General features: G+C 41.4%; 15 protein-coding genes. 12 read left to right on the forward strand and 3 right to left on the reverse strand.

The genetic code is table 11. The features are described 5' to 3' along the window. The first annotated feature begins 4540 nt into the window (after positions 1-4540). From C3B55_RS01435 to lipA, 12 genes are all read left to right on the forward strand, one after another. Entirely contained in the window at positions 4541-5170 is a 630-nt protein-coding gene (locus tag C3B55_RS01435) for a flavin prenyltransferase UbiX (RefSeq protein WP_129210828.1), read from the forward strand. 459 nt (positions 5171-5629) lie between these two features. After that, a complete protein-coding gene (locus C3B55_RS01440) occupies positions 5630-5833 on the forward strand; it encodes a hypothetical protein (protein WP_129210830.1) in 204 nt (67 codons plus the stop codon). Positions 5834-5945: 112 nt separating this feature from the next. Further along, positions 5946-6590: a nicotinate-nucleotide adenylyltransferase gene (nadD, locus tag C3B55_RS01445; protein WP_129210832.1), complete on the forward strand. Its 645-nt coding sequence runs from the start codon at positions 5946-5948 to the stop codon at positions 6588-6590. A gap of 45 nt (positions 6591-6635) precedes the next feature. Then, a complete protein-coding gene (gene rsfS / locus C3B55_RS01450; protein ID WP_129210834.1) occupies positions 6636-7085 on the forward strand; it encodes a ribosome silencing factor in 450 nt (149 codons plus the stop codon). A gap of 546 nt (positions 7086-7631) precedes the next feature. Continuing rightward, complete coding sequence (mrdA, locus tag C3B55_RS01455; protein ID WP_129210836.1) at positions 7632-9479, forward strand: penicillin-binding protein 2; 1848 nt, start codon at positions 7632-7634, stop codon at positions 9477-9479. A gap of 81 nt (positions 9480-9560) precedes the next feature. Then, a complete protein-coding gene (gene rodA / locus C3B55_RS01460) occupies positions 9561-10664 on the forward strand; it encodes a rod shape-determining protein RodA (protein WP_457912695.1) in 1104 nt (367 codons plus the stop codon). Positions 10665-10690: 26 nt separating this feature from the next. Continuing rightward, positions 10691-11692, forward strand: a complete 1002-nt coding sequence (gene mltB, locus C3B55_RS01465) for a lytic murein transglycosylase B (RefSeq protein ID WP_457912685.1) — start codon at positions 10691-10693, stop codon at positions 11690-11692. Then, complete coding sequence (locus tag C3B55_RS01470) at positions 11692-12687, forward strand: septal ring lytic transglycosylase RlpA family protein (protein WP_129210840.1); 996 nt, start codon at positions 11692-11694, stop codon at positions 12685-12687. Before mltB ends, C3B55_RS01470 begins: the two co-directional genes overlap by 1 nt. Before the next feature lie 176 nt (positions 12688-12863). Next, positions 12864-14021: a D-alanyl-D-alanine carboxypeptidase family protein gene (locus C3B55_RS01475; RefSeq protein WP_129210842.1), complete on the forward strand. Its 1158-nt coding sequence runs from the start codon at positions 12864-12866 to the stop codon at positions 14019-14021. Between the two features lie 85 nt (positions 14022-14106). Further along, complete coding sequence (locus tag C3B55_RS01480) at positions 14107-14373, forward strand: YbeD family protein (protein WP_129210844.1); 267 nt, start codon at positions 14107-14109, stop codon at positions 14371-14373. Beyond that, on the forward strand, positions 14373-15020 hold the full coding sequence (gene lipB / locus C3B55_RS01485; RefSeq protein ID WP_129210846.1) for a lipoyl(octanoyl) transferase LipB: 648 nt from the start codon (positions 14373-14375) through the stop codon (positions 15018-15020). The genes C3B55_RS01480 and lipB overlap by 1 nt, the downstream gene beginning before the upstream one ends. Positions 15021-15052: 32 nt before the next feature. After that, positions 15053-16033 carry a lipoyl synthase gene (gene lipA, locus C3B55_RS01490; protein WP_457912696.1) on the forward strand — a complete coding sequence of 327 codons (981 nt, stop codon included), beginning with the start codon at positions 15053-15055 and terminating at the stop codon, positions 16031-16033. A gap of 1501 nt (positions 16034-17534) precedes the next feature. Here the strand turns inward: lipA and holA are convergent. The 3 genes from holA to leuS all read right to left on the reverse strand — a co-directional run bounded on the left by holA (position 17535) and on the right by leuS (position 21914). Beyond that, the gene (gene holA, locus C3B55_RS01495) at positions 17535-18572 is read right to left on the reverse strand and encodes a DNA polymerase III subunit delta (protein WP_129210849.1); all 1038 of its coding nucleotides are present in this window, start codon (positions 18570-18572) and stop codon (positions 17535-17537) included. A gap of 66 nt (positions 18573-18638) precedes the next feature. Continuing rightward, a complete protein-coding gene (locus C3B55_RS01500; RefSeq protein ID WP_129210851.1) occupies positions 18639-19214 on the reverse strand; it encodes an LPS-assembly lipoprotein LptE in 576 nt (191 codons plus the stop codon). A 93-nt stretch (positions 19215-19307) separates the two neighbouring features. Beyond that, positions 19308-21914: a leucine--tRNA ligase gene (leuS, locus tag C3B55_RS01505; protein WP_129210853.1), complete on the reverse strand. Its 2607-nt coding sequence runs from the start codon at positions 21912-21914 to the stop codon at positions 19308-19310. Positions 21915-22902 lie beyond the last annotated feature (988 nt).

The raw sequence follows: 22902 nt of genomic DNA on the forward strand, positions 1-22902 counted from the left end.
TTATTAAGCTGGTATCAAGATGTTTGAGTATTAACTAATTGTATTAGCAACTAGCTAGTTGTTGCATGTAATTTGCTTGATTTTTTTATTACTATTTTTTATAAAGTAGTCATAGATCGACGCTGCTGCTTGGTGCGCAGGAAGTACAGATATATACTATTTTCAATAGTTGTAGAACGTCTGCACTAGTTCTCCGGCGGCGTTTTAGTAAGAACGGGTCGGCTTTTATTATGTCGTTGAAGATAATGTTTGGCTGCTTGCTTTTTTAGTGTAAACGGTGGGCGTAATAATGTTCGTCTTAATATTATTCGATATCTAGTAGAAAAATATCAGAAAAGATTAGATCTTTGATTGCGGCACTATTTTTACTAGTCTAAAATGCAACTACTGAATTAGTAAAGGTAGCTAGTAGACAGCTGTATGTGCGTAATTCATTGTGGTTATTTCTTGCTTTTAGTACACTTATACTATGCTTTTAATAAAGCGTAGAGCAAATATCAGTCGTAAATTTGCAGGCTTAAGCATCTAAATAGTTAACAGTTTTTGGCACAAGTTGTCATGTTATAGTTAGTGTAAGCAAGGTAACAGTATATAACATAACCAGTTAAACTTGTAATAGTTAGGTTGGGCTACAGATTTTAATTGTTAGATAGCTGTTAGGTGCTGCATTTTGCGTAGGAAGAGTAATAAAAATATGCATCTAATTATTCTATCTTGCTTTGCCTGGCAAAGTTATCACCGTAATTTATAGGTGTGCTATTTGGCTGAGAGGGGCGCACCAATGACAAGTTCAGCGCTGCGCTGCCACATGGAAGATTATCACTGCAAAAATGTGCCAGCCTTAGCCCAGCTCAGTACTTAAATACCGATTACCTGCCTGAAAGCCAATGATGCTAACTATTTATCTTTCTTCTAGAAAGATGTACAGCAATTACTACAAGCAGTTGCAATTTCAGGCAGGTAATCGGTATTTAAGTACTGAGCTGGGCTAAGGCTGGCAGCTATACTACTGTATCAGAATGTTATTCGAACGCAAGATTTTTGAGCACTACACACCTCTACTGATCAATAAAAAACCGGATGCGATAAAGAAATCTTTGTCAATGTTATTGATCAAGCTAAACTAGCTTACTGATAAAATTTGTGTAGTGTTAAATTTTGCAAATATTTAGGAAAACATAATGACAAAGCAAGTTGTTTGACTCTTATTGCGTGCAGTTTTATTGGTACGCATAAGGAAGACATATGCAGTAAAGTATAAGAGACTGACGTCAGTATATCATTTCTTTCAACGAAATCAGTAATATATGATGCGTGTTGCAGGCTAGTCTTTACGAGCACTGGAAGATAGCATAATCGTGCTCATTCATTGAGATCTTAGAGGCTATAGATAGAAGACTCGCCAGCTTATTATCAGGCCGTAACTTATTTAGAGTGCGTGCAGTTTACTAGCTTTAGCAAATGCTTATATTACCATTTGCATGGTATAGAGGTTAATTATAAGGTCATAGTATCAATAAGCGTAACAGGTTGCTTAATCAAAATAATTAAGTAATTCATGAGAATAGTCAACGCCTTAATACTTAAGGTCAGGCAAGTGAATAGTAAAAAATTGTTAAATAGATTTACGGAATCGCTTAATTATTTTAAATTCTCAATCTATTGATGATTATCAATTTTGTAATAAAAAACGGAAAGATACTTCATAAAAGTTTTTTGTCAAAAAAATATTTTTTTATATTTTAGCTGCTATAAAGTGGCATCGTTTAACGATATTATATTATATGAATAGCTAGATAGTCTTCGTTGCAGGAAGGGTTTGGAGGGCTTATGATTAGATCGTGCAATACGATGCTCTAGATCTTATGACGGAAATATATCAGAGCAAAGTGAATTCGTTGCGATAAAATCGATTATTTATCTAGGGTATCATGAATGGTATCTTTGATAGAATTCATGCTGAATATAGCGTAAGCATAGTGAGTTAGCCTGTAGATACGCTTTAAAGGAAGAGGCTTATAGTGTGATCAAGGCTGTGGATGCTCTGGTAGTGCTAATCTAAATGTTTAAAGAGTTAGCGCTGGCTAATTGTCAGGCGAGCGTACTGTGCGGAAAGTAGGTGGTACTTTTTTTAAAGACAAAACGTTTGTGCAGTAAACTTTTTTGGTTTTAAAAAAAGAATAGATTAACTTGTTGCTTGGTATTTATATGTTTGGTGACTGCCATAATTTATAGTTGCATCTTTTCGCTACGCTTTGTCTAACAGCCATATTTCAAAAAAGCTTCTATTAAGCTGTCGAGTGTATAAGAAACTATTTTTTGTAGCATAGTATAATACTTATAATGACAAATTAAAAAAGCGCTTAAAACTAACTGTCAATGTTGATGTTTAATGATTGACCGTTATAATAAAACGCTGTCGTATTCTAATCATCCATCTATAATGTATTCTACTTATTCATTTTTTAGTATATAGTGACATTTTTCGTTATTGCGCCTAGATTTATCCATGCAGTATTCTTGTATACCACAATTAGCCACAAAGATACGGCGACTATCCTCTAGTTAATCGCTTGTTATTTGGTCGCAAACAAAACATAAAATTAATTTTTTGCCGCTATGTCTATTTATCTATCTAAATTCATTAGAGACGCTATTTCTTAGGCAGTCCAACAAAATTATAAGTGCTCCTTACAGCTATTAGTTGCATGACATTAAAGTTTAGGTCACAATCGAAACTAATCAGAAGCTCCATATTTAGAGAGATAAAAAAAGACTTAAAGTTATTTTGTTAAATGTAATGCATTGTATAATGCCATGAAGACCTTTGATTAAAGGTAAAATTGTAATAGGTTTTATTTGCTTATTTATTTATTAATTTTATTAAATTAATAATACTTTATTTTTAATAAAGTGGCATATCTGCTTTGCAGACTAGACTAAGTGGTTCGTTAATGTTTTGAGGTTTATTAAGGTGAAGTGGTTTCCAGTGCAGAACTAAAAAACCACAAATCCTCTGCAGGATATTTTGGTACTAAACATTAAGATCTTTGAGTTAGAGCTAAACTAATATTATAAAATTAATATTGGCATTATTGAGCTAATATATGTTACTCGCATACAGTCGCTTCAGGTTAGGCCGTAACAGATAAAAACTAGCAAAGTGTATAACTTTTTCGTAGAAAGACAGTAAGGCCATACTAGAAGGTATGGCTCGCTAACATTTACGAACTTTTGAGTCTTGTATAAGCTTAACTAGACGTTTTAGATAGACATGCTCAAGCAAAGGCATAAATACAAGGCTTCTTTTTTAATCGTTATATCTTAAATTTTTTATCTTGCTTTGCCATACTATAGTCTTTCATCAATTGACAGCTATTGAGACTAGTTGACTAAAGTAAATTAAGTTGTTACTGCACAGGCAAGAAATATTCTAAACGCTTTTTTAGGCAGCAGTGAAATCCCATCATTTTTATGATAACACTAATTTGTGCTTATTTTGGTTTATAGCTAGATTCAATGTCAGCTTTGCTGATCAATTCTGGAACTTGATCTAAGCTATCCGGTGGTCGGTAGTCGTTTTGTAGTGCATTAACATGCTTTACTCGGCCTTCAGGTCGTATAAAATAAAATGTGATGCACTCTGCTACATGCTAATTTGTTTCGATATGTTATGAGGTTAGCCATGTGTATGCGCATTCTTGGTATTTACAGTACTTTCATGGGTTTGATGATATCTTTATTAAAAGATCTAGGCTATCACGTTATCAACTACAACAACGATATTTTGCTGCTGACGAACACTTAATTGCAGGCTAGTGGTTATTGAGTTGGTCCTATAGCTATGATTCGTTGCAATTTAACTCTATTGCAGAGTTAGTAGCAGTAGCCATGTCATAGTGTGAAGAAACCTGATGATCGATTACATGCTCAACAAGGGTTTGTCTTAATGTGTCTGACTTCTAGTGTCTAGTGGGACTGTGTATCATAAAGCAACTGTGTTTTCGCTAGCGTTAGCACCCGCAGCAAGACTGCTATTTAGCAGTATATTGGTCTAAATATCAAAAAATGCAGACATAACGCTGATTTTCTAATCAAAATTATGTCTGCAGAACTTCTAGGTGTTGATATGTCTAAGCTAAATACCGTTCTTTGTTATTAAAACTGATAAATATGATAGCGCTCTTTTCGATATGATGAACTCTAAGTTTGTTTATTACCGCTCGCGTATAGTAATTCTGAAGAACATTGAGTCTGATTACCCAGAAAGCTTTCTCAATCTGCTAGCCATAGAGCATCAATTTTACTATTGAGTAAGCTCTATTCAGAGCTTAATGCTGCTGATTAACCTGACTACTGAGCTGGCGTTACAGCATATAATCAACATACATATCATCGCGTTACACACGGTGATATTCGTTATCTACATATTCATTAATGCCATTAATGAATATGTTAAACACTAGGTCAAAATTAGTATGTATATTATAAGTAAAGTTATCTTTGGCGATCTGTATGGCAAATTAGCTAAGGAGCTAAAATGAGCAGCCCAGAAAGTGTCACTTTAGCAATGACTGGCGCATCTGGTGCTCCGTATGGCCTGCGTTTGCTAGACTGTCTAGTGCGTGAAGATCGCGAAGTGCGCTTTCTAATTTCTAATGCTGCACAACTAGTGATGGCCATTGAGACAGATGTGCAACTACCGTCAAAAGTGCATATGATGCAGGCTTTTCTTACTGAGTATACTGGCGCAGCGGTAGGACAGATTAAAATTTATGGTACAGAAGATTGGATGTCTCCAGTATCTTCCGGTTCTAGCACACCATCACCGATGGTGGTTGTGCCCTGTTCCACAGGTGCCCTGTCGGCGATCGCCACTGGTGCCTGTAATAACTTAATAGAGCGGGCGGCAGATGTAACGTTGAAAGAGCGTCGTCAGTTGATCCTAGTGCCACGCGAAGCGCCGTATTCAAGTATTCACCTGGAACATATGCTCAAGCTATCGAACATAGGGGTAACTATTTTGTCGGCTTCGCCTGGCTTTTATCATCAGCCGCAGACTATCGATGATCTAGTGGATTTTGTGGTGGCGCGAGTTTTGAACCTGCTCAATATTCCCCAGGATATGCTGTCGTGTTGGGGTGAGTGCCATTTAGGTAATAATAAATAAGGTGCTAATTTAATGGTATTGACACTGCGTCTGATTAACTGCATCACGGATATGCATGTTATTATAACATATAAGCTTATGGGGGTATAATATTTAGTGTATACCAACAACGCAACTAGCTTTATATGCGATATATGATGTAATCATGCTATATAAGTAGTCAAAGCTTGATTGAGTGTTGTAGCCATTATGTTAAAGTGCCAGTGACCATCCACCTGGACAGTGGAAATGCCATGTTTACATCGATTAACAGCGCTACAGACTACTGCTAAGGTCTTCGGCGACACCAAAAACTCTACTTGGTAATAACGCAGGTATCGCTAATTATATGCAGCTGCTGCTGGTTTCTGTTTATTGTGACAAAGATGTGAAATTTCATGTTTGCGGGCATATATCCATGCACTGTTAAATATGGACTGAATAGAAATGCAGGAAGAATACTGGTAAACTTGAGAACAAGTGTTGATTCTGCCTATCAACATCGTTGATAACCTAAGTGATGTGATTGAAGATATCAACAAGGATAGCTTTCCGCATACTGAAGCTATTGCTTCTAAGTATTATTATAGCAGCATCCAGTGTACGCTTACTGAAGAGAATTACGGATCGGCCATGGTCATTGTCTCTATGCTGTTTGCTGATAGTTATAGGTGTATGGTCTAGAAGTTGAGATTGGTATTTTTATTGATAAGCTACACGCATGTGGTCTGGTTGGCTTTAAGAGTCCAAACAACAAACAACACATGGCGTTTAGCTATGATTATGTACACATTTGATGGCTAAACGTATTGGGTTGCTAGGCGGAACTTTTGATCCAGTGCATATCGGCCATATGCGCAGTGTCCTGGAAGTTGTGGATGTCCTCGCGCTGGATGAGTTGCGTTTAATGCCTTGCGCACAGCCACTGCATCGTGATAAGCCGCAAGTGTCAGCGCGGCAACGCTTTGAAATGGTGCACCTTGCCGTAGAAGGTATACCGCTACTGGTAGCAGATGCCCGTGAGCTTACACGTGATCAACCATCTTACACTATTGATATCCTAGAACTGATACGGACCGAGTTAGCTGAAGATGACCAATTATTTCTGCTGCTTGGCTGGGATGCATTTTGCGTTCTGCCTTCCTGGTATCGCTGGCAAGAACTCCTCCATTATTGCCACATCCTAGTTTTGCAACGACAGGATGTCGATAACAAACTGCCAGATGCTTTATGTAGTTTGTTGGCTACGCAGTCGGTAAATGATCCATCGGCCATGACCGGCCCGAACGGAAGTATTGCATTTGTCTGGCAGACTCAACTTGCTGTGTCTGCTACCCAGATCCGTCAGCTGCTGGCTAGAGGGAAATCAGTACGGTTCCTAGTTCCTGATGCGGTTCTAGCCTATATCAATGCGCATGGGTTGTACTGTGCGTTACACTGAAAAATGCGCTTCAACGCATAAACATACGAGCAAAATGAGTCTGATATGAAGAACAAAGACGTAAGTAAAGTTATGCGCAAGAGCATTTTTAAAAGTGCCATTCTGCCAGTTAAAAGATATGCTGATTATGAGTTGCCTAGTGAAGCGCTAGTAAAAGTGGCAGTTACTGCTTTAGAAGAAGTTAAAGCTAAAAATATTGAGATATTGGATATACGCGATAAACAAGGCATTATCGACTTTATGATTATCGCTACTGGTACCTCTAACCGCCAGCTCTGCGCGATGCTTGATAAGGTTAGTGAAGCCGTTAAAGCCCAAGGCGTGCAGCCGTTAGGTGAAGAGGGAAAGGATAATAGCGACTGGGTGCTATTAGATGTAGACAACGTAATTATTCACATGATGACCTCTATCGCTCGTCAGTTCTACGACCTGGAAGGTTTGTGGAACAGTGCTGAAAAGAGTTGTGCAGTTGATGTTAAAGACTACTACCAATGAAGTAGATCACGCATATTTTGACAGGCTTAAATAAAGACTAAAAAACAAGCAATGACTTGCTCGATTGTGTCCTGGTTGCTGTCTTTTTCAATATGTCTCAGTGGCTTGGTAAAGGCTGACATCAGTATGCTAAACGTTAGCTCGCAAAGCTGTCGCTAGAGCTAGTGAAAATACCGCTAAATAACCTGCAGTAAGGGTATCAACGTAGCGCATTTTATCCGTTAAAAAGGTAAAGCTATTGAGCCAAGGGCTGCCTCAATGAGCGCATTATCACCCACTGAAGTGCATAACAAACTCTGGAGCGCTGAGTTGGTTAGTAGCAGAATTAAACCGCTGGCACCCAGATTTGTGCACCTATAACTTTATGGTCGACGTTCTCACATGATAGCACCAGAATTCTATATCCGAGCAGATCAGCAATAGTTTTTTGCTGATACTGATATTGTTGCATATAGTTAGTAAGAATTTTTGATCGGTGAGCAATGATATTTCGCCTGGACAGCTTTATCCTGGCACTTTTACTATAAATAATCCGCATTATTCCAGATGAGCCATTCTATCCGTATCAAGGACCACGAGAAAGATGCACGTCTAGTCCGCGTGCGCTTAGTTTGTAGCGTTTTTCTTGTTGTGGGTTTGATTGCTATACTCATTGCTCGTCTGTATTACTTGCAGGTCATCCAGTACGATTATCACTCAACTCTATCAGAAAGCAATCGGGTACATGTGCAGCCAATTCCACCGACTCGTGGGCTGATTTTTGACCGCACTGGTGTAATGGTAGTAGATAACCGGCCAAGCTTTAGTTTGAGCATGACCAGTGAGCGTTCTGGCGACTGGCGGCAAATACTTGATGTAATTGTTAATGTGCTGCAATTGACGCCGGAAGACCGTATGCTTTTTGAAAAACGCATGAAGCATGGGAGGCGGCCATTTGAGCCAGTGCCAATCCTGTTTGATCTAAACGAAGAGCAGATCGCATGGATCGCGGTAAACCAGTTTCGTTTGCCTGGTGTAGAAGTGGTGGCACAGTTAGTGCGGCATTATCCTCAAGGTATGCACTTTGCTCATTCTGTCGGCTACATGGGGCGTATTAACGAGAAAGAGCTTAAAACTCTCGAACCGGTAAATTACAGCGGTACTCACCATATTGGTAAAGCTGGTATTGAGCGTTTTTACGAGCCAGAGCTGCATGGCCAGGTAGGTTACGAAGAAGTCGAGACTAACGCCCGTGGACGCGTATTAAGGGTGCTTAAACGTACTGATCCAATTCCAGGTAAAGATATTGTGCTCAGCCTGGATATTAAGTTACAGGAAGCTGCGGAGATAGCCTTAGGTGGGCGACGTGGCGCTGTTGTAGCATTGGATCCACGGTCTGGCGAAGTATTAGCGATGGTCAGTCAACCAAGTTTTGATCCAAACTTATTTGTAACCGGTATCAGCTTCAAGGCTTACGCTGAGCTACGTGATTCCATCGACCGACCGTTACTCAACCGTGTACTGCGCGGGCTATATCCTCCTGGCTCAACTATCAAGCCAGCGGTAGCAATTGCTGGTCTGGATTCAGGTGTGATCACCTCATCAGACCGAGTATTTGATCCAGGCTACTATATGCTGCCAAACTATAATCACAAATACCGTAATTGGAACCGCACTGGTGATGGTTATGTCGACCTAGAGACTGCGCTTATGCGTTCTAACGATACTTATTTTTACGAGTTAGCTAATAAGCTTGGAATTGATCGTCTTTCTGTCTATATGTCTAAGTTTGGCCTCGGTCGGAAAGTCTCTATGGATATGTTTGAAGAATCGCCTGGCCTGATGCCATCGCGTGAATGGAAACGTACGACCATTCGTCAGGCATGGTTTCCAGGTGAGACCCTGATTCTTGGTATTGGCCAAGGTTATATGCAGACTACACCGCTGCAATTGGCCCAGGCTACTGCGCTAGTGGCTAATAAGGGCGTGTGGAACCGTCCGCATTTGGTTAAAACTATTGAAGGAGAGAAGCCTCTGGATAAAAATCCGATTCCAGACATTGTTCTTCGTAACCCATCTGACTGGACTATTGTCAACAATGGTATGCAGCAAGTGATGCATGGCGCTCGTGGAACTGCGCGTAAGGCAGCGGTTGGCGCGCAATACCGTATCGCTGGCAAGAGTGGCACGGCTCAAGTGGTTGCGATCAAACAAGGCGAAAAGTACGACCGCTCTAAGGTTCATGGGCGTCACCTTGATCATGCCTTGTTTGTCGGCTTTGCCCCAGCTGACGACCCTAAAATTGCGGTAGCAGTAATGGTTGAGAACGGTGAATCAGGTTCTAGAGTTGCGGCTCCTGTGGTGCGCCAAGTGATGGATGCCTGGCTGTTAACTGACGATGGCAGGCTTAAATAAATATGGCATTCACCTCTTAAGCATCGAGGTTGTAAGCTGATGAAGAGTAATTTTGACCGCATCCTCTCCAGTGAAGATTTGATGCGTCGCCGTGCTACGTTACTGCAGCGTATGCACATTGATGGTCCATTGCTAATCTTGCTATTGACTCTAGCGGCTATTAGCCTTTTTGTTCTTTATTCTGCCAGTGGTAAAAATTGGAATTTACTAATCAAACAGGCATTGTCTTTCGGCCTTGGTTTGTTGTCGATGGTGGTGATTGCTCAGCTTGAGCCGCGCTTTATGGCGCGCTGGGTACCACTTGGTTATATTATCGGAGTATTTTTGTTGGTAATGGTAGACGTAATGGGCTATCGCACTATGGGTGCGACTCGCTGGATCAATATTCCTGGTATAATTCGTTTCCAGCCGTCAGAATTTATGAAAATTTTGATGCCAGCAATTATAGCCTGGTATTTGTCTGATCGCACTTTGCCGCCGCAGCTCAAACATGTCGGCATCAGCCTGATATTGATCAGCGTGCCGTTTACCCTAATCTTGTGTCAACCAGATCTTGGCACATCGCTTCTAATCTTTACAGGCGGTGTCTTTGTACTGTTTATGGGTGGTTTACGCTGGTGCTGGATTCTTAGCGTGCTAGCTGTGTCGATCCTAGTGGCGATAGTCATGTGGTTTTTCTTTATGCATGAATACCAAAAGCAACGTATTTTAACTTTTCTTAACCCTGAAAGTGACCCACTTGGCACTGGCTGGAACATTATTCAATCTAAAGTGGCGATTGGTTCAGGTGGTGTCTTTGGTAAGGGTTGGTTGCTAGGCACCCAGTCGCACCTTAATTTTTTGCCAGAAAGTCACACTGACTTCATTATTGCGGTAATGGGTGAAGAGTTTGGTTTTTTTGGCATTTGTACGTTATTGCTAATTTATTTATTGTTAATTAGTCGCGGGCTGGTTATCACGGCTAAGGCTCAAACACTATTCGGCAAGTTGCTTGCCGGAAGCTTAACTATGACTTTTTTTGTTTATGTGTTCGTCAATATCGGTATGGTTAGTGGCTTATTGCCAGTAGTTGGGGTGCCGTTACCATTAATTAGTTACGGAGGAACTTCACTGGTGACATTGCTATCGGCGTTTGGAATTTTAATGTCGATTCATACGCATCGCAAGTTGATCGTACAGGTTTGAATAGGGTGAATATATCAATACAAATAATGTGTAATTGGGTAGCACGATACGTGTTTTGGATTGGCCTGATTGGTTTGCTAGGTACGACGCAAGAGATGCAGGCCGGTGACTATGATAGTTCACCACAGGTTGTAGAATTTATCAGAGAAATGACTCGTGACTATGGTTTTACCGGTGAACAGCTGATGGGTGTATTCCGTGAAACCCAGCGCCAGCAGGCAATACTTGACGCAATTTCGCGTCCTGCCGAGCGCGTTAAACAATGGAAAGAGTACCGCACAATGTTTCTAACTGACGTCCGTGTAGCTATGGGTGTAGAATTTTGGAGCCAGCACGAAGATGTGTTGAATCGCGCTGAACAGAAATATGGTGTGCCTGCCCAAATTATTGTAGCAATCATTGGCATAGAAACCTTTTACGGGCTCAATACTGGTAGTTATCGGGTGATTGATGCTTTGTCAACCCTGAGTTTTGACTATCCGCCGCGTGCTGAGTTTTTCCGCAATGAGCTGCGTGAATTCCTATTGTTGGCCCGTGAAGAGCAGGTTGACTCACTGACTCTCAAGGGCTCTTATGCTGGTGCGATGGGTCTACCGCAATTTATACCTAGCAGTGTTCGGGCCTATGCGGTGGATTTTGATGGTGATGGTCATATTAATATCTGGAGTAACCACGGTGACGCTATCGGTAGCGTAGCTAGCTACTTCAAGCGTCATGGTTGGGTAGCTGGTGAACCAGTAGTAATTAGCGCTGACGTAACTGGTCGTCATGTTTACGAAGGGCTAACCAAAGGAATTGAGCCAGTTAAAACTGTCGGGGAGTTGCGAACGCTTGGTTGGTCAAGTCAGAATGCGCTACGCGATGCCGTGCTGGTTACGGCGTTCTGCTTGGAAGGTATCAATGGCCCAGAATACTGGATGGGTCTGAAGAATTTTTATGCAATTACGCGTTATAACCGTAGCGTGATGTACGCCATGGCCGTGTATCAGTTGTCAGACATGTTAGTCAAAACACGTGGCAATAAATAATGCAGTTATTGTTGTTCCAAAAAATGCTTAAGTTGGTAGTATTTATCTTGCTGTTTTTGCTGGTTGTTAGTTGCTCCACCACTAGATTCATCCAAGCGTATAAGTTTAGTGACAGCGTTTTTAACGCTCAGTCGAGCCAGGATAGCAACCACATCCAAAAAGATGGCGCACCATGGTGGGATGTAGACATCTCCAAAATTCAGGATGCTACGCCGACTTTGCATTCTGGGTCATACAAGGTTAGCCCGTATACCGTGTTGGGGAAAAATTACTTCCCATTGAAAGAATCTAAAAACTATGTACAGTCAGGCATAGCATCTTGGTATGGTACTAAGTTTAACGGTCGAAATACCGCCAACGGCGAAGTGTATGACCTGTACGGCATGAGTGCAGCCCATAAGACCCTGCCACTGCCTAGTTATGTGCGTGTCACTAACCTAGACAATAATCGTTCGGTTATTTTGCGGGTTAATGATCGTGGACCGTTCTATTCTGACCGAATTATCGATTTGTCTTATGCGGCGGCGAAGAAACTTGGTTATGCTGAAATTGGGACTGCGCGCGTAAAGGTCGAAAGTATTAACCCTATACAATATTTGGCTCAGAGTAACAAATTAGTACCACTGATACGCAACGAGCAACAAACCTTACAGCTGCAAGTAACGGCATCAGCCGACAAAATCGAGCAGCGTACACCACGATTTGTAGCATTTAGTACGGTAGTTGTACCGCATACTATGCGAGGTGCTTTAAAGACGCATAGTCAATATCTACAAGTTGGTGCTTTCGCCAATCAGGATGCAGCAAAATTATTGAGGTTTAAGCTCAGTGGCATAGTTAATGCGCCAGTGTTTATCGGCCCTATTATGCGCAATCAGCAGATTCTGTACTGTGTACGCATAGGGCCGATTAGTTCACCGAGCGAAGTGGTCAGCATACAAAATAGTATACGCCTAATTAGCCTTAGGCAACCAAGCATAGTTACTGCTAAATAAGTAATAAGATTGATAGTTCTAGTGCGCTTTAGCTGTGACTATATAGCTAGTTAAAAATAAAAAAATTAGGTACAAAGTTCGTAAACTGGCAACTAAACACGCGACAATCTATCTGCTGACTATCTAAATAGTTTTACCCGTGAGGGTAATTTTCCATAAGCGATTTTGAGAGACAGATGAATATCACTACTTTAGCTAAACACATATGCATGCTTTGTTCGCTTATGATTACCCAGTTAACTTGGGCGGCTGAAATGGTGCCAACTTTTCCGCAACTTGCTGCAAAATCTTGGATTTTAATGGATGCTGTCAGTGGCAATGTACTGGTTGAAGGCAATAGCGATCAGCGCTTACCGCCTGCTAGCCTAACTAAGCTGATGACGGCTTATATTGCGACTATGGAAATTATTCGTGGCCAAATAGGCGAAAACGACAAGGTCACTGTTAGCGAAAATGCTTGGCGTACTGTTGGTTCGCGAATGTTCATCAAAATTGGCTCGCAAGTAACAGTGAGTGATTTACTACACGGCATTATCATTCAGTCGGGTAACGATGCCAGCGTAGCCCTATCTGAGCATATTGCCGGCAGTGAAGACGCATTTGTCGATTTGATGAATGATACCGCAGGCGATTTAGGTATGAACAATAGTAACTTTATAAATACGACCGGTCTGCCTAGCCAAGATCACTACTCATCAGCTCACGATATAGCAATACTAGCTCGTGCTATCATCTATGATGACCCGGTGCGCTACACAATCTACTCCCAGAAAGAATTTTTTTGGAATAATATCAAGCAGCTTAATCGTAATCTGCTGCTGTGGCGTGATAAAGCTGTTGACGGTTTGAAAACTGGTTATACTGACGAAGCTGGTTATTGTATAGCGTCTTCCGCTATACATGATGGCCAGCGTCTGATTGCTGTAGTATTTGGTGCCAATAGCGAGCAGGCCCGTGCAGTTGAGACGCAAAAGCTGCTGACTTATGGCTTCCATTTTTTTGAAGCCCATACATTCTATCATAAGGCTACTGTGCTGTCTCGGGCTAAGGTATGGAATGGTGCTCCCAATCAAGTCACAGCAGGCCTAGCTGATAACCTGATTTTAACTATGCCAAAAGGCCAGCTCAACAATCTTGTTACTAGCATAACCATGAATTCGCAATTGATTGCACCAATCGCTAAGGGTGACGTTATTGGTAAAGTTGAAGTAATATCGAACAATAAGGTAGTGCATAGTGTAGACTTAATAGCATTAGACGCCATAGACAAAGGCAGTATTTTCCGCTGCGTGTGGAATAAAATTAATCTATTATTTTATGACTTGTTTAACTGATAGATATACTTGCAAAGCATATGATTTATTAGCCGCTAAGCTTTGTTTGTAGTTATAAGTTTTTCACTTATGAGGCAGTTCAGTCATGATCAATACAGCAGTAGAAGTAAAAGTAATGGTGTCGAATATTGGATTTTTAAATATAGACCATTCCAGCAAGGCTATGAGTAATCCTAATAAGGATAACAAAGATAAAATTCTTAGTATCGTGCGTAAATACGTGAAGATTAATGACAATCTAGCAGATGAACATTATACCATAGTCCAGTTGCATATCGCTGCGACAGTTCAATACCAGTCATATAGGCTGAATAGTGTGCCAGCTACCAACCTTGCCTGCATGGTATTGTGATGCTACAGGTTTTAGGTTTTCGCGAGCTTGGCCAGATGATTTACACGCCGGTCTGGCATGCCATGCAACGTTTTACCAACGAACGAGGCACCTCAGCCCAGGATGAGGTCTGGCTAGTAGAGCACCAGCCAGTCTTCACTCAGGGCCAGTCTGGTAAGGCTGAGCATCTGTTGCTGCCCGGTAATATTCCGGTAATTCAGGTCGATCGAGGCGGTCAAGTTACTTATCATGGTCCTGGCCAGCTTGTTGCTTATTTATTAATAGACGTGCGTAAACTAGGTTTGGGGGTACGCGATCTTGTCAGTCGTATAGAAGCTTGCCTGATTGAGCTATTAGCAAATTATGGTGTGAGCGTTGTAACTAAGCCTGATGCACCTGGTGTGTACGTAGATGATGCGAAAATTGCCTCACTCGGTTTGCGCATTCGCCACGGATGTTCTTTTCATGGGTTAGCTCTAAATATTGACATGGATTTGAGGCCATTTCTGCGCATTAATCCGTGTGGTTACGCTGGGTTAGCGATGACTCAACTGCGCGATCATGTTACCTCTATTAAATTTGCTGAGGTAAGTGCTAGGCTGCGTGCACAGCTTGTCAAGCACCTTAACTATGCTGAGCAGATAACTCTTACGGACGGAATCGACTGATTATGACTACTGATTCAGCGCAAAACATTATCATGACACTGGATATTACCGAGCGCCCAGCGTTACGTGACACAGCAGAAGTCGGCGTCCAGTTACGCGGTGCCGCAAAGGTTGCACGTATCCCGATTAAGGTTATTCAGGCCACCGAACTACTTAAGAAGCCTACCTGGATCTGTGTGCGCATCTCAGCTTCGCCAGCAGTTGACCATGTTAAGGCATTACTGCGCAAGTATAATCTGTACAGTGTGTGCGAAGAAGCGTCTTGTCCAAACCTAGGTGAATGTTTTTCTAGTGGTACTGCTACTTTTATGATTATGGGTAACATCTGTACCCGTCGTTGTCCATTCTGCGACGTTAGTCATGGCCGGCCGAAGCCACTGGACGTCCAAGAGCCAGAAAGCTTAGCTATTGCTATTACTAATCTGAAACTCAAGTATGTAGTAATAACTTCAGTAAACCGTGATGACCTGCGTGATGGTGGTGCTCAGCACTTTGCTGACTGTATTCGCGAAATTCGCAAATTATCGCCGCACATTATGTTAGAAACCCTAGTGCCTGATTATCGTGGTCGCATGGACGTAGCGTTAGCAATTACTGTGAGCGAGCCACCGGATGTGTTCAACCATAACCTAGAAACCGTGCCACGCTTATATAAGGCTGTACGTCCAGGTTCTGACTACCAGTGGTCTCTGACTATGCTGCAAAAATTCAAGCAGATGATGCCTCACATTCCGACTAAATCTGGTCTGATGCTTGGCTTAGGCGAAACAGATGAAGAAGTGATCTCAGTAATGAAGTGTATGCGAGAACATGATATCGATATGTTGACCCTTGGTCAATACCTGCAGCCATCGCGCAGTCACTTGCCGGTACAGCGTTTTGTTCATCCGAGCACTTTCGTCTACTTTGCTGAAGAAGGTTACAAAATGGGCTTCAAAAACGTAGCATCAGGCCCGTTAGTGCGCTCCTCTTACCACGCTGACAAGCAAGTCAACCTGGTTCGGCAAGCTTAGTTTTATAACTAAGCTGGCTCTAACGGCTCTTGATAGTGTATAGATAATTATAATGCAAATAGATACTTAGACGCATGACTTGTATATCATGCCATGTATGGCTCTCGACATGCATGGCATTATGATTCTAGCTGATTCAGCGTATTAGATACTAAAAAATAAATCAATAGATGCGTGCTCTTGTTATTAGCTATGGGTATTTTTTGCACTTATTTAGCGTGACGGCTATGCTGCTAGCAGTTATAATGTAATGCTAGCATGATCTGTATTTTTGCCTGTCATGATCTAGAAATCAATGCATATCTTTTGTATGCTCGGCTGGCTACAGCACACTATGTTTACTGAATCAACTAAACTTTGAGCTGATTCAGGCCGACCATAAGCTTTGTATGGTATAGTGGTTGTCTTGCATTGCACTTAACTACTAACCGCTAGTTAGGTTATATAGCCTGACATATACTAATAACTCAATGATTATATACTCGATAATCAACAGTAACCCCACTGAGTTAGCGTTACGTACTAGGTAAAAGTAATTTTTACATGTATTACAAAAAAGTACATGGCATTTCCAGTAGGTGCTGTGGCGCGTTTTTTCGATACAGGGAAACAATCTGGTTATATAAACCTTTATATAGTCATAAAGTTAAAGTTATTCATTGTGTATTATACCGCTATTGTGGTAATGTTACAAACAGGATAAGTCAGTTTATACATTTGGAATGTATTTTCTTGCTAAAACTAGCTTAGCATCGACGATAATAATCATTATTAGCTTGATCTTATCAACTGACAATTACTGAAATAGCTGTTCTGTTGGCTATCTATAACCATGAAAGACAAATAAATCTCCGCTTCAACAGCTAGCATACTGTTAGCACATAAAATAATGTGCTGTTCTACTTACAGATCTTGCGTAAGTTAGTTATCCAACATCATAAATTATTGCGCTATAAGGTAGCAGCTAGATACTCAGTTTTATCTATTCGCTAAAAGTATTATGGATACCACTATTTACTAAAACGTAATTTAAGCACGCTAAAAGTGAATGCACCTGCAAATCCTTGCCGGCCATAGTTTTCTTTGTAGTTTTGTGAAAAATAATAGAGAATTGAACGACTACAGTAGTTGATTGCTTCCGTATAGGCGGTAGCAAACACAAGCTAGACACGACTAATTGATTAGCAATTATACTAATGATGGTGGAGACTATAGGATATATAAGTTTTACAATTATAAATTTAAGGATGATAAATTAGTTATATAATATAACTATACCTCAGGAGTACGCTTATCAGCAAGCAACAAAAGTAACAAAAATCTTGCAAACTTTATTATAGCCAAAGATTTAGCTGCGGTAGCTGTCTTTACTGTTACTCGTAAATTTTGATGGATACAGAACAAGTAGCTAGTTGTTCATGGGTTTGCTTTGTTGGCGTGTATAGTATGCTTGCATAACTTTTAATTATATTAATACTCTTACTAGATGTCTAGAAAGACATTATTCAGGAGGCAATATCAGATTTTGGCCAGACATTAATAATGATAAACGACTCAGGCTGATCCATGGTGAGCCTAATGCCAGGCCTTTTATCTGTGCATCGATGCGCTGAGCATCCAGCAATAGCCGCATCCAGCTTTGTGCCGGGTACCGTTGCAAAGCTTTACTTATCAACGGCTTATGTGTGTTCAACATCTGAGGGTATGCCTGACTAAAGCATTTGCTAAGAGGTGTGCCATAATAATATTTAAAAGCAATATCAGCTAATATCCTTAGCTCTCGAGTTAAAATCCAGAGAATGATTGGTGGCTCTACGCCTGTGTCTCTCAACCCTTCCAGCACCCGCAAGACGCGGACTGGTTCGCCTTTAAGAATCACATCTATTAGTCTGAATAAATCAAAACGCGCACTGTTAGCTACTACGCTGCGGACTGTTTCGACAGTGATCTTTCCATCTTCGGATATTAGCTTAAGCTTTTCGATTTCCTGGGTAGCTGCAAGCAAATTACCTTCGACTAGAGTAGCGATCAGTTCAATGGCATCTTGCGTAGCTGACAGTCCAGACTGTAACAAACGTTGACGAATCCACTGTGGCAGCTGGTTGTTGCTTACTGGCCAAATCTGAATAAATCTGGTTTGCGGACTTTCAATAAGCGTTTTGCCCCACTTGGTCTTTGGCGTGCCACCGTCAAGCTTAGGTAATCTGATTAGTAACAACGTTTCTTTGGCTGGTCGCGAGCAGTATTCCATTAATACTGCCATACCTTTTTCACTTAGTTTATTTATAGGCAAGCGTAATTCTAACATGCGTTTTTTGCTAAACATTGATATATTAGCGCTAGCTTGCAGCAGCAAGCCCCAATCGAAACTATTATCAGCACTGAATACTTGGCGTTCATCGAAACCTTGTTGGCGAGTAGCCGTACGAATAGCGTCTGCTGCTTCCTGGCATAGTAGGTGGTCGTTACCGCTAACGATATAGACAGGTGCAAGATTGCCTTGCAGATGTTTGGCGAGCTGTGCGTTGGCGAGTTTCATTAACTTAGCCAGCGTAGCTTTACAGTAACTAAGTCTAGTTTAGTCAATAAGGACTGTGGCAGGCAGTTATTTTGACGTATTGTCTTCATACTTTTGTGTGTTTTTCAAGGTACTAGCCTTGGTCTTGTTGTTGACTTTTTGTTGTAACATTGCTATTTTTTCCGGCGTAATCTGCTGCAGCCGCATTATTATGCGTTGTACTAGCTCATGACGTATTTCTTTGCGAACTTGGGTGATTATAGAGTCTAAACCTATTAGGTTATTACCGTTATAGCTTACTACTTTTTTTAATGTGATTTTATCATTTATTAAAGTTAAGTGGTCTTGGTCTTGTAGTTCATAGATAATTACGGAGCTCAGCTCAATATCTGGTGTACGACCGACGCTGGCATAGCTAAGGTTACGCTGGGTTTCTTTCTCGTCTATCAGGTTTAGTTTATAGATCGCACCAGTAACGACATGCACACCGTTGTTTACTAGAGTCTGGCGTAGCTGAGTTACGGTATCGCCGTAGGCATTGCTAGCGCTAACGTCTAGTTTCTTTATATTCAGTGCATTGATTGCAGTGCTACTACGCAGCTGGAAACCGCAAGCATCCAGCAGCACAGTAAGGCCTATCACCATCAAATTGCGTTTTATCATTTTGTTGTGATACTTGAATTCAAGTAAGTATTATTAAGATCTTAATAAGATTTAGTTTAATATTCAGTCTAAGCTCCGTATTATGTTGTGTTATTAGCTAGCGACAATGTTGACTAATTTACCTGGCACTACGATAACTTTATGAATTATCAAGCCTTTAGTAAAATGCAGCACGTTTTTATTAACGCGTGCTGCTGTTTCCACGTCTTCACGGCTGGCGATAGCTGGTATGTCTATCTTGTCACGCAATTTACCGTTAACCTGAATAATTAGCTGCATTGTGTCTTGTGTTAGGATGCTATCATCCTGTACTGGCCAGCTAGCATCAATAATAGCATTGATATGGCCTAAGTGGTTCCACAGTTTATGGCTGATGTGCGGTGTAATCGGAGCCAGCAGCAATACGACAGTTTCCAGGCCTTCTTGCACTAGCGCGCGGTCCTGTTCGCTGTCTTGTGGGGCTTTTTCCAATACATTCATCAGTATCATTATCTGAGCGATTGCTGTGTTAAATTTGTGGTTTTGTCCTAGGTCTTGACTGGCTTGGCGTATGGTTAGGTGTGTTCTACGGCGAATAGCTTTTTGTTCATCGCTTAAGGCTTTCACATCTAGTGTGCCTGGTAGACCATGGCTAACATGGGCATGTGCTAAACGCCAGACTCGTTTAAGGAAACGGTGTGAACCTTTGATGCCGGAGTCAGACCATTCTGCGCTCATGTCAGGTGGAGAGGCAAACATCATGAATAGTCGACAGGTATCGGCGCCAAACCGGTCGATCATCAACTGAGGATCAACGCCATTATTCTTTGATTTAGCCATTTTCTCGGAACCGCCAATTTTTACTGGCAAGCCGTCGAATTTTAATTTAGCATTGATTACCTTAGCTTTGCTGTCACGCTCAAGCTCGATATCCGACGGGTTGAACCAAGTATAGTCACCATTAGCTTGACGTCGATAATAGGTTTCAGTAACTACCATACCTTGAGTAAGTAGGTTCTTAAACGGTTCGTCAGAGCTCACCAAACCTTTGTCGCGCATAAGCTTATGGAAGAATCGCGCGTAGAGTAAATGGAGAGTCGCATGTTCGATACCGCCTATGTATTGATCTACTGGTAACCAATAGTCGGCTAGATTTTTTTCCAGTAAGCCGCCTTCATAATGCGGCGAGACATAGCGGGCATAGTACCATGAAGACTCTACAAATGTATCCATAGTATCAGTTTCGCGTTTAGCAGACTGTCCACATTGAGGGCAGTGGCACTCGTAGAATTCAGGCATGCGAGTCAATGGTGAGCCAGCGCCATTAGGCATTACATCTTCTGGTAGTACTACCGGTAATTGGTCTTCCGGAACTGTCACATCACCACAGGTTTTGCAGTGAATAATCGGAATCGGGCAACCCCAGTAGCGTTGGCGGCTAATCCCCCAATCACGTAGGCGGAACTGGGTGCGTGAAGTACCTAGATTTTTCTTGATTAGAGTATCTTTGATAGAGCCTAAACTGCCGTCGAAGTTTAGTCCATCAAACTCGGTAGAGTTGATTAATTTGCTACGTATATCATAGGTGTCTTGCCGTAAAGCTTGGCTGGTATCACTGGAGTTGGTGCGTACTATAGAGTCGATTGGTAGGTTGTACTTAGTAGCGAACTCTAAGTCACGTTCGTCGTGGGTTGGCACAGCCATTACTGCACCATTACCATAGTGCATGAGTACGTAATTAGTAACCCACACTGGCAATTTTTCACAGGTCAGTGGATGCTCAACAAATAAGCCAGTCGGCAGGCCTTTTTTCTCTTGAGTGGCAACGTCGGCTTCGGCTACACTACCGTATTTGCATGTGGCGATAAAGGCTTGCAGCTCATGATTGTTCTGTGCGGCTTGGGTAGCTAACGGGTGTTCGGCAGCTACAGCAACGTAAGTCACACCCATTAAAGTATCTGGACGATTAGTGAAAACTTTAAGTACGCCAGCTGCGCCAATCGAATCGACGTTGTATGGAAATTGTACCTCCATACCTGTGGATTTACCAATCCAGTTACGTTGCATAGTTTTGACTTGTTCAGGCCAGCCTGGTAAATCGTCAAGGCTCGATAAAAGTTCATCCGCGTAGGCGGTGATCTTAAAGTAGTACATTGGAATTTTACGCTTTTCGATCAATGCGCCAGAGCGCCAGCCGCGACCGTCGATAACCTGTTCGTTAGCCAGTACGGTCTGGTCAATTGGGTCCCAGTTTACGGTGCTACTTTTTTTGTAGATGATACCGTTTTTAAACAAGTGTATGAACAGCCATTGCTCCCAACGGTAGTAATCAGGCTTGCATGTAGTTACTTCGCGAGACCAGTCTACTGCTAGGCCAAGGCTACGCAGCTGGTCTTTCATGTAGTTAATGTTTTCATATGTCCACTTCGCTGGTGCCACATTATTTTTAATCGCAGCGTTCTCCGCTGGCATTCCGAAAGCGTCCCAACCAATAGGTTGCAGAACATTTTTACCGAGCATGCGCTGGTAACGGGAGATCACATCACCAATGGTGTAGTTACGCACGTGTCCCATGTGTAATTTGCCGCTAGGGTAAGGAAACATTGATAGACAGTAGTAAGGCTCTTTGCCTAGCTGTTCACTAACCTCAAAAGACTTTTGCTCTTCCCAAAATGTTTGTGCAGCATTTTCTATTTCACGTGGCTGATATTGTTCTTGCATAGTTACTTTTGCAGTAAATAAAAGTTGTACAATTATTATATAGCATATTATGTTGTGTGCTGCTAAAAAGCACTGAATCTGTATTAGAAAGTTACAATAAATTAAATTATATAAAATACTGCAGCATATATTATCACCATGCAGTGAGGGAACTCCTGATCGTATAGTTATAGTTGTCTGTCGCGGTGCTAGAGACAGGTATATCAACGGAGGATATGTCGTAGTTGGTTAAGAAGTGAGTCTTATCTAGAATTAAGTGTGTAGGTTGGTGGGTAAATCTTAACACATTATTATAAACTAGTAGTTTTATAAAACACTAATTTACTTTTTGTTCAGGTATTTGATGCCGTAAGCATCACAGGCTTAATACTAAATGTATAGCTTTTAGAATCAAAACTACGTAGTTTGAGTCAAGGTGAGGTTTAAATTAATTAGCGCCACTTGAATTGAATAGCCTTCATGCCTCTTAAAAGCACAGTGCTATGCCTACTTGAGGCCTGGACGTTCAACTAATGTTGATCTAGCTAAAAAAACTTGTATATTAGTTGTGATACTAATAGTCAGCTGGACTGATTGTTAGACTGTATTTTGAAGCTGACATAGCATGTTTTCTGTTATCTTTCTAAGCATATTCTAGTAAAGGTTTTTACTAAATTCAGATACTGTTTTTTCATTAAAAAATTGTTTTTATTGTTTAGTATTTATTTGTCCGCTTGCGCGCGTTTAGCGGTTTTATAAAAATGCTTGCGCTATGAGATTGGTTAGTTAAGTCATTTAGTTTAGGTGGATGTAGTTGCTTGTCTTGCAGGTAGGTGATGTGGTGTGGTTATAACTCTTGCGGTTTGCTCCACCTAATGTGTCCTACCTACCATATGTTGATCGACAAGTAGCTTATTGACGGCACGCTGTCTAGTTAGTTTTAGCTAATTGTCTGATCTGATGCAGGATAATTTAGGTGTCACTGTGCGTTATAAATAAAAGCGTAGCT

It is taken from the genome of Candidatus Pseudomonas adelgestsugas (assembly GCF_004124255.1).
Lineage (GTDB): Bacteria > Pseudomonadota > Gammaproteobacteria > Pseudomonadales > Pseudomonadaceae > Aquipseudomonas > Aquipseudomonas adelgestsugas.